Consider the following 12891-nt stretch of genomic DNA (forward strand, 5'->3'; position numbering starts at 1 on the left):
CGTCATTTGCCGGCCACTTGTGATCAGTTTTTGAGAGAGTGATGTTCGGCATCTGCACCCCGGGCTCCGCATAACCCGTCAGACGCGGCCTAGTGGATCAGGCGTGCCACCTGGGACTTCCAAAATCTCCTGACGCTGCAACCACAGGCCATTCCGCATGTTCTGATAGCCGGACTTGCCAGCAATTGCCACGTGGTTGTTCCTACTTTCCGTCTTCTGCGTCGTCTCAGCGTGTCCTGCGGATGGCGTCTGTGGCCGCCGTGGCGATGGCGACGGGAGCGCTGGAGGGCTGGGGCAGGTGCAGCAAGGTGGTCCCCGGCAAGTGGCGGGACTCCGCGGTGAGGGTGAGCTGGAGTACGGCGCAGCCGGCGGTCGTGAGCTGCTTGACGCGGGTGACGGCTTGAGCGGTTTCGTCGCTGCCGTACCGGGCGTCGGTGACGATCACGAGGAGGCGGCCGGCGCCGGGGCGGCTGAGTTCGAGGCCGTGGTCGAGTGCGTCGATGGCGTCGCCGAGGTTGTGGTGGCCGCCGTTGGCATCGAACGTCGTCACGCGCTCTGGTGCTCGGTGGGTGGGGCGGGTCAATGCGGTCAGGTGCATGTCATAGGCGATGGTGGCGGTAAGGGAGTCGGGGTCGGTCAGGGCTGCTGCGCGTGCCATGATCCAGGCAGCGGACGCGACGGGCGCGCAGGCGGCACGCATGGAGCCGGAGACGTCGACGGCGATACCCACACGCAGCGGTGGGGTGGGGGAGTTCCGGCGGCGGGTGTGGGTGAAGGGTTCCGCGGTGGGGACCGACCCGGCCGCGCGCTGAGCGTCGCGGGCGAGGGCCGCGCGCATGTTGAGGCGGCCGGGCGGGGTGGGGCTGGTGGTCCGCTCCTCGGTCCGCTCGCGGTAGGCGGCGGCACGCAGGGCGCGGCTCAGGCGCGCGGCGGCACTCTGCTCGGCGGCGGTGGGCCTGCGGGTGCCGGTGACCGGGTTGCCGTAGGGCGCCGGTGTGCCGTCAGGGGTGACGGTGGTGCCACGGGCGTTGAAGACCGACTTGGCGGTGGCGGCGGCTTTGCGTCGCTGGCCGGCCCGCTGGGCGCGGTCCTGAGCCTGCGCCTTGGACTGCGCGGCCATGGCGTTGGTCGCTGCGGCCTGTGCCGCGAGGTCGGCGGCGTCGGTGGCTGCCGTGCTGTCCATGACGACCCCCACGGCGCCGGACAGCAGATCGGTGAGGTTCTCCGGCACGGGCAGGGCGGGGGCCGCGGTGTCCAGAGCGTCGCACCATTCTTGAGCGTGCGCGAGCATGGTCGTGGCGTCGTGGTCGGCGCACTGGTGGGCTGCGGTCCAGATGCGGGTGAGTGTGGCCAGCAGGTCTGCGCCCAGCACCTTTTCGCACAGATCGGCGACGGCCCGGGTCTCGCCGACATCCAGGATGCCGACGTCACGGCGGCCGAGGACCAGGGCCGCCACGCCGGCGGCGTGCTCGATGCCCTGGAGGCTGGGGTGGGCGATGTCGGGCATGACCAGGGTTCGGGCACTGGTGCGCAGGTACGTGCGGTCCGTGGGCCGCGTGATCAGGTGTGCGCCTTCGACACGGCTCTCCTCCAGCAGGAGCGCGGCCTCGACGACACGGGGGTCCGCTCCGGTAGGCGCCGTCCAGACGGAGTGGGCCGCGTGCGCGGCCTCGTGGACGAACACTCCCCAGGCGGCGGGATACCGCTCCTCGTCGCCCACGATCCGCGGATGGATCTCGTGGGGCTGGAGCGGGGCGAACAGGCCGGCGTCGAACTCGACCTGGCCCAGAGTGGGGAAGAACGCGGCCGGCGCGCCGCTGCGCGTGCCGGGGCGGCAGGTGACGAGGAGGTCCTGGCGGCCGGAGAGGGCGACCAGCCGATCGCCGAGTTCGGCTCCCACGCGCAGCCACGCGTCCGGGGAGGAACGGGGTTGCGCGGGCGGGGCGCCGTCGTCGTCCCATCGCGCGAGGTCGGCGTTGTCGTCCGGCGTGGTGGCGGGGGACTGGACGTGGTGGTGGGCGCTCATCGCGAGCGGCCCCGGAGCGCGGAGCCGGTGCTGCCCGGGGGCTGCCGGACGGCCGAGGCGGAAAGCTGCTTGCCGAGGGTGAGGGGAGCGACCTCCTTGACGCCGACAGCCTTGATGACGGCAGCGGCGACGGCGTCGCGATCCTCCAGAGGAGCGATGCCGACCAGGTTCGCCAGCGCGGCTTTGGTGCCGAGAACGGCCTCGGTCCTCTGGTAGCTGAGCAGCTCTCGCAGTTGGGGGGCCCAGCCCAGCTCGCCGAGTTCGACTTGGCGGGAGAGGTGTCGGGCGACCCGGACCACCCGGGCATCGATCCTCAGCGCCAGGGCGAGGTCATAGTCCGTGCCGATCTGGATTTGCACGCTGAACCGGCTCGCGAGCGCCTCCGTCAAGACCGCCCCGTGGACGCCGGGATTGTGGCCCGCCACCACGTAGAAGCGCGGCTCGGCCTTGATGGTCTCGCCCTTGTGGGCCTTGACCTGGATCTGCCTGCGCCCGTCCATCGCGGGATACAGCGCCGCCAGGACCTTCGGTGAGATCAAGGTGGCATCGTCGATCAGCAGGGCGCGGCCCTCGGTCATCGCGGTGACCAGCGGACCGTACTGGAAGACGTAGGCTCCCGCGTCGTCCTGTGTGTACTCGCCGATCAAGTCGCCGACCGTGGTGTCGCCGTCACCGGCGACGGTGAGCAGGTCCGGGAACGCCGCCTCGACCAGACTCGTCTTGCCGGTGCCCGGAGGGCCGTAGAGCAGCACCGGCACGTCGGAGTCGCGCAAGCGATTCAACGCCTCGACGTCGGGCAGATCGGCCAGCTCCCGGGGGTGGTATACCTGGCCCCCCGCGCGGCGGATCGGGCCGGTCTGCCTGGGCGTGGCTGCTGCGGGAATGGTCGTGCGGGCCGTGGCCGCCTGGGCGCGGGGAGAGTGGGTGCCCGGTGGGCTGATCACAGCGGTCTGCGCGGCTGCGGCGGTTTTCGCGTTCGCGCGGAACTCCGGTTGCCCGGTCCCGCTTTGGTCGGCCTCGCCGCGTCGCACCAGGGTGAGGGCGGCGTTGCGGACGGCGCCGTGGGAGTGGCCCAGCTGCCCGGCCATGTCCCCGATGGTGAGCGTGTCCGCCGGCCGGTCGGCCAGCAGTCGGGCCACCTTGGCCCGTAGTTCGCCGCCCTTGGTGCGCGCTGGACTGGTAGGCGATCCGGGTGTGGTCAAAACGAGGCCCCTTCAACAGGTGCGGGTGCGGGCGGGGCTGGCGATGGGCTGGAGAGGCTGGCCGCTCTCGGAGCGGATCACGGACTGCGCCGACATCGGCGACCCGGCCAACCGGCGCGTACCGTCGGCGCTCACCGGCCGACCGAGGGCTCGGTCCAGGTGCAGGAGATGGCCGGCGACGAGCAGCTCGCTGGCTGCCGAGCAGGCCCGTGCGTCCGCTCCATACCGGGTTCCGTCGCTCGGCAGGCGCAGCCTGGCGTCTCTTCGAAGCCGGCCTGGAGCAGGATCCGCCGGGCGGCGGCGTTGTAGCCGGTGGTGGTGATCTCGCCGGTGATGGTGTGCCGGATCGTCATGAACGGCTCTGCTGGTGCTTCGGACAAGGCGGATCTCCTATCGGTGGTGGCGGCAGGGATGAGTCTTCCCTCGGGGTCAGTGGCTACGACGGTGTCCGGGGGGAGGGGGCTGCGCGGTCATGGCGGCCTCGCCCCGGGGCGCGGAGGCGGATGCGGTGCTGATGCCTGACGGGCGCAGGGCGGGGTCGAGTTCGACCGGGTAGCGGGCGGCGGTGAGCATGTCGGCGGCCCAGGACGCGTGCTGGTTCTCCCAGGCTTCACCCATGTCGAAAGGCAAGCGGATCCACTGGCCGGACAGGGTGGGGAAAGTCATGAACCCGGCCCGTCTGAGGATGCCGGCGGCGAGATCGTCGAGAGCGCCCTCGACCTCGACCTGACCACCACGCCCACGGAGGATGCGGACAAAAGCACTGCTCACGCCCGTCTGCCGTGTCTGTGGCCGCCGGGTCGCGTGGCTCTGCCGGGAGGCACATGGGCCGGCTCGGGCGATTCAAGCCTGGCGGCGAGGGGTGTGCTGGTGAGGTCGGGACCGCGCTGGGGCGAGCGGGCGGCGGCGGCCCCCGCGATACGGGCCCGGTGGTCCGTCGTGCGGGCGGGGTCGAGGGACAGATCGGCCTGGACATGGAAGCCGATCTTCCGCAGATCGAGGACTGCCTGCCGTGTACGCCGTGGCCCGTCCGTCTCTGGATTGGTGAGTCGGTACAACCCGGCCGTGTTTCCAGGGACCCGCTCGAACTGCTCGCGCACGAGGAACCACTCGGCCAGGTACGCGGGCGTTTTCACGGTCGCGGTGGCGACGAACCCGTGGTGGGGGTGAGCGCCGATATGGAAGTGATGGTCAGACAGGGGTGAATCCTTTCTGAGGGGGGTCAGAGGCTGGGCGTGCCGACTGGGTGGCCGATGACGATCGGGTCGACAGAGTCGGACTCCTTCGGCGGCAGGTCAGCGGTACGGGCGTCGAGACAGCACATCCGCAGCCGAGGGTGGTGGCGCCGAGGCGGCACGGGTCGGTGCCGTACGAGCTGAGGCTGGCAAGGGGTTGTAGGTGCGGGCGAGATGGTCTTCGCCGAGGTAGGCAAGCTGGGTACCGAGCCCGTCCAAGTGGCTTGCCCCGGCGTTGTACCCGCGGGCGATCTCCGGTTCCGCATGGCGCTCGCACCACTCGGCGGCGGCTTCGAGGAACTGGTGCAGGGCGCCGAGCGCGCTGTGACCATCGCCCAGGACCGCTTCGGTCACGGCTTGAAACTCCGCCGCGCTGCGGACGCGGTGCAGCTGGTCGGTCCAGGCGGTGATGCTCTGCCCTGCCTCGGCCAGGGTCAGGGAGTCGGAGAATCCGCGTGCGTCGCGCGCAGCGCAGCGGTAGAGGTCGTCGCTGGTGGGGCTGTTGGTGCGGTGGGCATGGAGTTGCTCGGTGGTACGGCCGACGTTGTCGTACACCTCGAAATCAGGATGGGACAGGGGAACTCCTGGAGGTAGCAGGGCCGGGTCAGCGGATCTGGGAGGGTGGTCGCGGTGCGGGCGAGAGATGGGAGACGGCAGCGGGGACTTGGATCAGGGCCGCGCCGCGCGTGAGTTTGCGGTCGCCGCGCGGTTTCAGAAGGCGGTGTGCGTCCTGGTCGAGTTGCTGGGCCGCGGCATTGAGATGGGAGCGGGCGCTGCTGAGGCGGTCGCCAATGACCTCGTTCGCGGAGCGGACAGCGTCGGCGTGCTCGGGGGTCGGGGCGTACTCGGCGATCTCGTGGAGGAAGCCGAGCTGTTCCACGACTGCGCCGAGCTCGCCGAGGGCGTTGCCTACAGGCTGAGCGACACGGGCCAGAGCGGCGGTGCCCCGGCGGTGGACCTGGGTGTGCCGGCGGGGGGCCCGGGCTGCTTCTGCTTGCCGGTAGGTGAGTTCGTACGCCAGGGTCGTGAGAAGGTCGGCGAGGGACGCGATCTGGTCTTCGATATGCGCGGCGACGACGCTGTCAGCGTGCAGGCGCGGGTCGGGTAGCCGGCGGGCGTATCTGGAGATGCGTCCGGCGAGACGCAGCAGGTCATCAGGGTTGTCGACGTCTAGAGCCATGAGTGTTCCGTAAGGGGGAGGGGAGCGTGGGGCTGCTGGCCGTGACGGGCTGAGACCGGGCCTGCGGCGACTCTGAAGGCCGTTGCCACAGCGGCTGTGCGGTTGGGGCACGCCGCATCACTGTCGGGGAAGGGCGGGCAACCGCCTTCCCTCCCTCTTCGGAGCCGGGCAGCCGCGGGAGGTGATCGTGATCGTCCTTGCAGACCGGTTCGGTTCTCGCTGTTAACGAGATCGACGTAGGGGCAGGTGTCGCCTGGCGAGCATGGAGCGACCATCTGAGTACAGCAGTGCAGGCACCACGGCAGGAGATCTCCGTCGCACCCGGCGTACGGCACACCGAACAGTTACTCCCTGCCGAGGGACGGCCACGCTGGGACTCCTGGCCTGGGGTTCACCGCCTCGGCCCGCAGGCAGACGTGCGTGGTGCAACGGCGGGGCCGGGCTTTGGCCCCGGAAGAGGGGTGAAGTCGAATTCGTACTCGTCGTAGGCGTCGACCAGGTCGTGTTCCATCTGGGCTTTGCGTTTGGCGACCTGTGCCATGAGGTCATCGTGCTCTGCCTGGCACTGCTGGTATTCGGCCCAGTCGGCGTCGCTGAAATGGTCAGGGCGGTTCAAGGGACTCCTTGCGGTGCGATGCGGGCTCGGATGCTCCGGCGTGGGCTAGCGGTGGCGAGCGCTCGGCCTGGGCGGCGCAGGCGCCGGGCTCTCCCGACGGGAAGGCGTTGGGAAGAAGCGGTGGAAGTCGAGGTGGGCGTCGAGTTCCTCGATCGCGTTGTAGAGAGATTCCGATGTGCGCCGCAGAAAGGCGCGCGCCGTGGCGTGGTCGATGGCCATGGAGTTCTCCCGATACTGCCTGGTGATCGGACTGACCGACAGGGAGAGGTCGGTCTCCGCGGTGTCGGCGAAGCGCGGCGCCGCCAGGCTCGACAGAGTGGCCGCCGTCGCGAGGTGGACGAGGACGGCGCGTCCGGCGCGGTTCGTACTGTGAGGGCTCCGGGCGAAATCGGCAGCCAGCCGGACGACGTCGCAGGACAGGTCCTGCGCGTCGGCGGCATGCTGGAGCAGCCCGGTGTAGGAGGGTACGGCTGGCACATGTCCGCTCTCGCCCAGCAGCTCCCACTGCTGGGCGGCGTTGAGCAGTTTGCCCTTCATCGCGTTGAGCGCGCCGATAAGGTGGAGGGCGTAGTCGCGCGGTATCAGTTCGCGCTGGATGTCGGGTTTCACGGGCCTTTTCTGTTCAGTGCATGCGGGCGTCGGTGTCGAAGAGCGCCAGCTCGTGGCTGTGCAGGAGGTGCTGCACGATGAAGCTCCGACCCGCGACTTTCCACAGGCCCCTGCCGCGGTTGAGATGCGCGATGGCCTCCATCTCCACGGAGGTCAGGCCAAGCAGGGAAGCGGCAGCGTGGAGCTGGTCGGTCTCCTGGCGATAGATGATCCGGGTGCTGCAGTCGGCGAGGAGCCCCTCGGCCAGAGCCCGGCTCTGAGAACCGGCGTCGCCGGCGGTCAGCAAGTCGCTGAGCCGATGGATCACCATCAGGTTCGCGATGCCGAGACCGCGGCTGAGCTTCCACTGGGCCTGCATCCGCTGCAGCAGGCCGACGTGCCGCATCAACCGCCACGCCTCGTCGTACACGATCCAGCGCCGACCGCCGGACGGATCGGAGAGGGCGGATTCCATCCAGGCAGAGGCGCAGGTCATCGCCAGGACCAGCGCTGTGTCGTCGCCGGAGCCGCCGAGCCGGGACAGGTCGATGGTGAGCATCGGCGCGCTGGCGTCGAAGGCCACGGTGGACGGGGCGTCGAACATGCCAGCCAGGTCACCGTGCACCAGACGGCGCATCGCGTGAGCCAGGTCACGGGCCCCGTCGCTGAGTTGGCCGGACATCATCCCGGCGGCGTCGTCGAGCGCACGGCGGTTGTTGAGGGTGGCGGCGACATCGCCGAGGAGCGGGGTGCGGCCAGTGTCGGCGGCGCGGGTGACGACGGCGTCCAGCGCGATGTCCAGGGCGGTGTGCTCCATGGGCATCAGGTCCCGGCCCAGGACTGTCCGGGCCAGGGAACCGAGCAGGAGCAAGCGCCGCTTGCGGATCTCGCCACCCCAGTCGGCCTCGGACACACTCTCCGGGCGCGGGGCTGCGTCCAGTGGGTTCAGCCGCCCGGGCAGCCCGGGGCCGAGAGCGACGGACCGGCCGCCGAGGGCTTCCGCCACCGGCGTCCACTCGCCCTTCGGGTCACACGGCACGTAGACGCGGTATCCGAAGGCCACCGAACGCAGGGCGAAGCTCTTGGCGAGCGCGCTCTTGCCCTGGCCGATCACCCCGGCGAGCAACGCGTTTGGGTTGGTGAATCCCTCGACGCGGCCGTACAGCGCGAACGGATCGAAGACGAAGCTTGCTTCGGCGTGGACGTCGCGCCCGATGTAGATGCCTTCGGCACCGAGGCCGCCCTCGGCCAAGAAGGGATACGCGCCGGCGGCGACGGCGGTCGTCATGCGGTGGGCGGGCAGTTTCAGCCGGTTCTGGCGGGCGGAGGCGGGCCCGGGGCGTCCGCTCGGGGGGTAGAGCGGGGTGGGTGTCTTGTGCTCGGCGGGTGTGCTCTCTGCTGGGCGGGCTTCGGCGCGGGCCATGGCGGTGGCGTCGGAGAGCTGGCGACGGGCTGCCTTGCGGCTGGCGCGGTCGGTTTCGTGGGGGGTGAACAGCGGGCTGGCGGAGACAGAGACGCGGCGGGCGGGCCGGTGGCTCATCGCAGGCCCTCGATTCTGCGGGTGGTACTCATCGCGCGCAGGCGGTGGTGTGCGTGCGGAGGTCGGTGGGTGTGGTCTTGCGCCGGATGATGTGGCTGGCGGTGAGGTGGCGCTGGCAGATGGTCAGTACGGGTGGCCCCTCGGGCAGCCGTTCCGGGTGGCACGCGCTCGCCACGTCGGTCTCTGCCGTTGTGTTGGTGGGCAGCAGGTGGAAGGCCGAGTGGATCTCGGTGGCGGCCTGCCACAGGCGGGTGTGGGCGGTGGCCAGGCGATGGCCCGCTGCCGGATGGGGTGGCCGGGTGGCTTCGGTCAAGTGGTCGAGGAGCTGGTGCAGCGTGGTGAGGTGAGTGTGCAGTGCGTCGAGATGGACGCGGTCCGCAGGTGGTGTGTCGGTGTTTTTGGCGGCGTACGCGTGGGTGTGATGGCGGATGCCGGCGCTCGCGGCGCGCAGGTAGGGGGAGGAGTCGGTCTCCGGAGTGCGGGGAGAATTCACAGTGGTCCCTCCTGGCAGGTCAGCGGCGGTGTGTTTGCTGGGAGACAGGGCCGTGCGGTGGTGGAGTGGCCTGTTGACGGCGTTCCAGGGCGGTGCGCAGGTGGTGGTCCTGGTCTGCGGTGGCGTGGGCGGTGAGCCATTCGACTCCGGCCCAGCCGCTGCGGCAGTCGATGCGGGCGGGGTGGCCGTCTTCAACGATCACCCGGTATTGGAAGCCGCCGCCGAGGGGTACGAAGGTCGCCTGGCCGTGCTCGGTCGGGTGGAAGGGGAGGCCGGCGGCCAGGGCGAAGACCCGGGCGGCCGTCGCGGGATCGATGATGCTCAAAGAGCCCTTTCTGAAGAGCGGGCCCTCTCTTTTTCAGAGGGCGGTCGCGGTGGAAGAGAGTTTTTCGGAAGGGCCGGGTCAGGCCGCGAGACGGTATCTCCTCTGGGTGTCGGTGCGTGCGAGGGGAAGGGCGGCGAGGGTGAAGGCTTCAGGCTGCTGGTAGGCGAGTCGTCTCAGGTCGACGCCCGAGGTGACGGCGTGGGTCTCGATCTGCGCACAGGCGGCGTCGAGGAGTGTGTCGGTCTCGGCCGTGACGGTGACCAGTCCGGTCAGGGCCACGTCGGCGTGGCCGGCGATGAGCTGGCGTTCACGCTGCTTGACGTCGGCGTACTCGACGGAGTCGGCCTCGCTGTCGACCTGTCCCCGGCGGGCGCGCTCGTTGGCGTCGGCGATGATCTGCGCCTTCTTCCGCTGGACGTCCCGCAGCGCGGACTCGAACCCCTGCGGCACGTAGATGAGGGACAGGCTGCGCCGCACTCCGGCCGTGAACATGATCCCGTGAAGGAACCCGGCGGAGGTCTCGATGCGCGGCCAGTTCTCCACCCAGTAGGTGGCGTGCCGGGCGGAGTCGGTGGCGAGGCGGTCGTACTCCTCAAGCTGGACGACGGGCCCGGCGGCTGCGGGGTCGGCCTCGGCGCGGCCGGTTTCGGACCACTGCTGGAGTGTGGCGAGCGCCTTCGGGTCGTAGGCGGTGCGGATGACGGCGGCGATCTCCCGTGAGGTCAGCCAGCCGGTGACGATAAGTCCGGCATCGCGGGCGGCCTGGGAAATGGACGCGGTGGTCTGCTCCATGACGGTGAACGCCCCGGGCAGCCCGCCGCCGGCCTGGATGATCAGGCGCCGGGCGGCTTTGAGGTCGAGGGAGATGGCGAGGTACGTCTCGTGCGGGGCGGCGGCGGGGCCGGCCGAGGCGACCAAGTCGGAGTAGATCTGCCCGGCGACCGGGGTCTGGGACTGCCCGGTCTGGGTCCAGTGGCGGGTGAGCGTGTCGCCGCTGTCGGGGACGGTGCGCTCCAGCACTTGCACGGCGGCGACGTGCCCCGTGCGGGCGATACCGGCCAGTGCGCGTCCCCAGCTGCTGACGTTGTGGTTCTGAGCGGCGGGGTCGAGGAGGGCGAAGGCACGGCTGGTGACGCGGGCGACGGCGGTCAGCGTCTGGCGGTGCGGGTCGTGCACGGCCGCGCCACCGCTGGCGGAGTCACCGGGCGTGACCACAGTGAGGGAGGCGGCCGTGCCGGGGAGGTGAAGGACGCCATCCTGCCGGGGCCGGGTGACGGGCCGTGCCAGCCAGAGCGTCTGGCCGGTGCGCCGGCGCTGTGCGTAGCGGGCGACGATCGGCGCCCAGTCGACCAGGGAGCGGCCGTGCCGGCGAATCGCGACCAGCGCACCCGATACCGCCCACAGCGGGGTCAGGGCGACGGCACCGAACAGCCCGGTGGAGACCATCGTCATCAGCAGCAGAGCCAGCATGCAGGAGACAAGGACGAGTTGGGGCAGGGAGAGCCCGAGGAGGATGCCACGCCTGGACCGGTGCGGGAATTTGACGATGAGTGGTGAGACGAGTTGCGACAAAAAGGGGCCGTTCCGTAAAAGGCAGGTGGGGGCGGGGCAAGACGCACAGTCGCTGGTCTGTCCCACCCCGGTGGCGTGGAAGGTCAGTTACCTGTGGGCGGTGGCGGCCCGGCGGCAGGCCCGCTGGCTGACCGGCTGGAGGAGTCCGGGGCCGGCGCAGCGCCCTGCGGGCGCTGCGAGGTACTGGACGGAGCCGGTGACATGAATCCGCCCCCGTGGCCGGCAGGTCCGAGCTGTCCGCCAATGTCACGGCCCGGGCTGGTCGGTGCGGGTTGAACCACCTTCTTCGGTCCGTCCTCCGGCACCTCGCCGCCGGGCCGGAGGCTCGTGCCGCTCTCCCGGCTGCCGCCAGTCGGGTTGGCTGCGATGTCACCAGGGAATCCGTCGCCGCCGGGTACCCTGTCGGGGCCTTGCGGCGCCGCGGTCGCCCCAGCCGCGGCGCCTCCGGTACCGGCTGTTGCTGCCATCGAGGCTGCCTTGCGGCCGACACGCTCGGCGTGCTGCTTGGCCAACTGCGCACCAGCACCGCCTGCCCGGTGAAGGTTCTCACCGTCGGATCCCTCGGCGGCCCAGTGAACGAACTTGAACGTCGCGTAGGGGCAGAACAGCACCATGATCATGATGATGATGCCCGCCATGACATCTGCGAGGGCGGTGAGTCCGCCCCTCGCGTCGCTTCGGCCCATGGCGGAGATGCCGAGTAGGAAGACGATCGTCATCAGAAGCTTGGAGACCACGAGGGTGGCGGTGGCTTCGATCCAGCCCTTGCGCCAGCGCCGCGCGGCCTCCCAGCCCCCGCCCGCACCCGCGAAAACCGCCAGCGTGACCAGGACGAGGATGCCGACCTTGCGGACCATCATCACGCCCCAGTAAAGAAGTGCGCCGAGCGCGGCACCGAGCGCCGTGATGGTGGGAACCATCCAGCCGAGCCCGGACAGGCCGGCGATCTCGGACACTTTGATGATGCGCCGCACAGCGTCCTCGACAGAGGAATTCGCCGCCCTGAACAATCCGTCGGACAGGGCATCGACGACTTCGAGGGCCACGGTGGTCAGGGCGATGGCCGCGAAGGAGAAGAGGACACCGGACGCGGTGCCGGTGAATGCCTGGGTGAGGGCCTGTCCGTCGCGTCGGACAGCAGCGCGGATGAGTTGAGCGCAGAAGGTCGCGACCAGCAGGACAAGGCCGACGGGAAGGATCAGTTCGTAGTTGTCGCGGAACCAGGCCGCGTTCAAGTCGACACGGGTGGTGGAGTTGACCGCTTTCGCCGCGAAGTCGGCGGCCACCGCGGCCAGTTCGCCGGTGGACTTGGCGATCCAGTTACCGATCGCCTGGCCTGGATCGGTGACGAAGTCGACCGCGTCGGCCGCACCGCAGACATGGCCCGCGAGGGGGAGGTCACAAAAATCCATGAAGGCTCCTGCTCAACGGTCGGGCGGTCACGGGGCAACCTGGGGTGCGATGGACACCAGAGAGCAGTCGTGCGCAGGCCGGCACTGGACCGCGAGTGTTACGGAGCGGTCCTCGGCGCCGCCGCCGCTCGCCCAGGCGATCTGCTGCTTACCAGTGACGGTGACGACGTAGATGTACGCCTCCGTGATCGCGGACGGATCCTCCGCCAGGGCCTGCCGGAACGCGGACGGATAGTGGGCCTCGGCGGCCGTTCCGTTGGCATGCTGGGCGTTGTCAGCCATCCGCAACCACAGCACTGGATCCGGCACCTGCCCCGAGACAGATGCCCAGTCGGCGTAAATGGTTTCCCTCGTCATCCACCTGTTCATTCCGGCGAGCTGCTGGTCGTGGCCGGTGGTGCGGGTGTCGTAGGACCACACCATCGCCGCGGCAGCCTTGGCATAGCTGAGAGGTTCGCTGATCTGCGGAGGCTCGGGCACTGACCCCATCCCTCCAGGGGCAGGGGACGGAATCGCGTCGGACCGCGTAGTGCTCGGCTTGCTCTGCGGAGCGCCTCTGCCGTCGTTCGGTGTGCTGCGGCCGGTCACGCTCGCGGCGAGGCCCGCGCTGATGAGGAGGGTGGTGAGGACCAGTGCGACGATCAGGACCCGGTGGTTGGCCGATCCTCGGAGGCCGAGACTGGAGAGCGGTGTCCGCATGTG

15 protein-coding genes are annotated in these 12891 nt (G+C 70.1%); all 15 read right to left on the minus strand.

The window, feature by feature from the left end; translation table 11 throughout:
* Positions 1-226: 226 nt before the first annotated feature.
* The 15 genes from ABZ707_RS30140 to ABZ707_RS30210 all read right to left on the minus strand — a co-directional run bounded on the left by ABZ707_RS30140 (position 227) and on the right by ABZ707_RS30210 (position 12888).
* The gene (locus tag ABZ707_RS30140; protein WP_360180949.1) at positions 227-2026 is read right to left on the minus strand and encodes a hypothetical protein; all 1800 of its coding nucleotides are present in this window, start codon (positions 2024-2026) and stop codon (positions 227-229) included.
* Positions 2023-3165, minus strand: a complete 1143-nt coding sequence (locus ABZ707_RS30145; protein ID WP_360181008.1) for an AAA family ATPase — start codon at positions 3163-3165, stop codon at positions 2023-2025. The genes ABZ707_RS30140 and ABZ707_RS30145 overlap by 4 nt, the downstream gene beginning before the upstream one ends.
* A gap of 194 nt (positions 3166-3359) precedes the next feature.
* On the minus strand, positions 3360-3581 hold the full coding sequence (locus ABZ707_RS30150; RefSeq protein WP_360181010.1) for a hypothetical protein: 222 nt from the start codon (positions 3579-3581) through the stop codon (positions 3360-3362).
* A 76-nt stretch (positions 3582-3657) separates the two neighbouring features.
* On the minus strand, positions 3658-3999 hold the full coding sequence (locus ABZ707_RS30155; protein ID WP_360180951.1) for a hypothetical protein: 342 nt from the start codon (positions 3997-3999) through the stop codon (positions 3658-3660).
* Positions 3996-4364: a hypothetical protein gene (locus ABZ707_RS30160; protein ID WP_360180953.1), complete on the minus strand. Its 369-nt coding sequence runs from the start codon at positions 4362-4364 to the stop codon at positions 3996-3998. Before ABZ707_RS30160 ends, ABZ707_RS30155 begins: the two co-directional genes overlap by 4 nt.
* A 159-nt stretch (positions 4365-4523) precedes the next feature.
* Entirely contained in the window at positions 4524-5018 is a 495-nt protein-coding gene (locus ABZ707_RS30165) for a hypothetical protein (protein WP_360180955.1), read from the minus strand.
* A gap of 49 nt (positions 5019-5067) precedes the next feature.
* On the minus strand, positions 5068-5643 hold the full coding sequence (locus tag ABZ707_RS30170; protein WP_360180957.1) for a hypothetical protein: 576 nt from the start codon (positions 5641-5643) through the stop codon (positions 5068-5070).
* 391 nt (positions 5644-6034) lie between these two features.
* A complete protein-coding gene (locus ABZ707_RS30175) occupies positions 6035-6259 on the minus strand; it encodes a hypothetical protein (protein WP_360180959.1) in 225 nt (74 codons plus the stop codon).
* 45 nt (positions 6260-6304) lie between these two features.
* Positions 6305-6868, minus strand: coding sequence for a hypothetical protein (locus tag ABZ707_RS30180; RefSeq protein WP_360180961.1), 564 nt, complete (start codon positions 6866-6868; stop codon positions 6305-6307).
* Between the two features lie 13 nt (positions 6869-6881).
* Positions 6882-8387, minus strand: coding sequence for an ATP-binding protein (locus ABZ707_RS30185; RefSeq protein ID WP_360180963.1), 1506 nt, complete (start codon positions 8385-8387; stop codon positions 6882-6884).
* A gap of 28 nt (positions 8388-8415) precedes the next feature.
* A complete protein-coding gene (locus ABZ707_RS30190; protein ID WP_360180965.1) occupies positions 8416-8880 on the minus strand; it encodes a DUF6238 family protein in 465 nt (154 codons plus the stop codon).
* A 19-nt stretch (positions 8881-8899) separates the two neighbouring features.
* A complete protein-coding gene (locus ABZ707_RS30195; protein WP_360180967.1) occupies positions 8900-9205 on the minus strand; it encodes a hypothetical protein in 306 nt (101 codons plus the stop codon).
* A gap of 78 nt (positions 9206-9283) precedes the next feature.
* Positions 9284-10777, minus strand: coding sequence for an SCO6880 family protein (locus ABZ707_RS30200; protein ID WP_360180969.1), 1494 nt, complete (start codon positions 10775-10777; stop codon positions 9284-9286).
* Positions 10778-10860: 83 nt separating this feature from the next.
* Entirely contained in the window at positions 10861-12189 is a 1329-nt protein-coding gene (locus ABZ707_RS30205; protein WP_360180971.1) for an ATP-binding protein, read from the minus strand.
* A gap of 27 nt (positions 12190-12216) precedes the next feature.
* Complete coding sequence (locus ABZ707_RS30210; RefSeq protein ID WP_360180973.1) at positions 12217-12888, minus strand: hypothetical protein; 672 nt, start codon at positions 12886-12888, stop codon at positions 12217-12219.
* Between the last annotated feature and the right edge of the window lie 3 nt (positions 12889-12891).

It is taken from the genome of Streptomyces sp. NPDC006923 (assembly GCF_040635655.1).
In the GTDB taxonomy this organism is placed as follows: domain Bacteria; phylum Actinomycetota; class Actinomycetes; order Streptomycetales; family Streptomycetaceae; genus Streptomyces.

Coding starts and splice junctions, on each gene's coding strand:
- ABZ707_RS30210 (WP_360180973.1), bottom strand. CDS start 12,888: ATGCGGACACCGCTCTCCAGTCTCGGCCTCCGAGGATCGGCCAACCAC.
- ABZ707_RS30140 (WP_360180949.1), bottom strand. CDS start 2,026: ATGAGCGCCCACCACCACGTCCAGTCCCCCGCCACCACGCCGGACGAC.
- ABZ707_RS30150 (WP_360181010.1), bottom strand. CDS start 3,581: ATGACGATCCGGCACACCATCACCGGCGAGATCACCACCACCGGCTAC.
- ABZ707_RS30205 (WP_360180971.1), bottom strand. CDS start 12,189: ATGGATTTTTGTGACCTCCCCCTCGCGGGCCATGTCTGCGGTGCGGCC.
- ABZ707_RS30170 (WP_360180957.1), bottom strand. CDS start 5,643: ATGGCTCTAGACGTCGACAACCCTGATGACCTGCTGCGTCTCGCCGGA.
- ABZ707_RS30185 (WP_360180963.1), bottom strand. CDS start 8,387: ATGAGCCACCGGCCCGCCCGCCGCGTCTCTGTCTCCGCCAGCCCGCTG.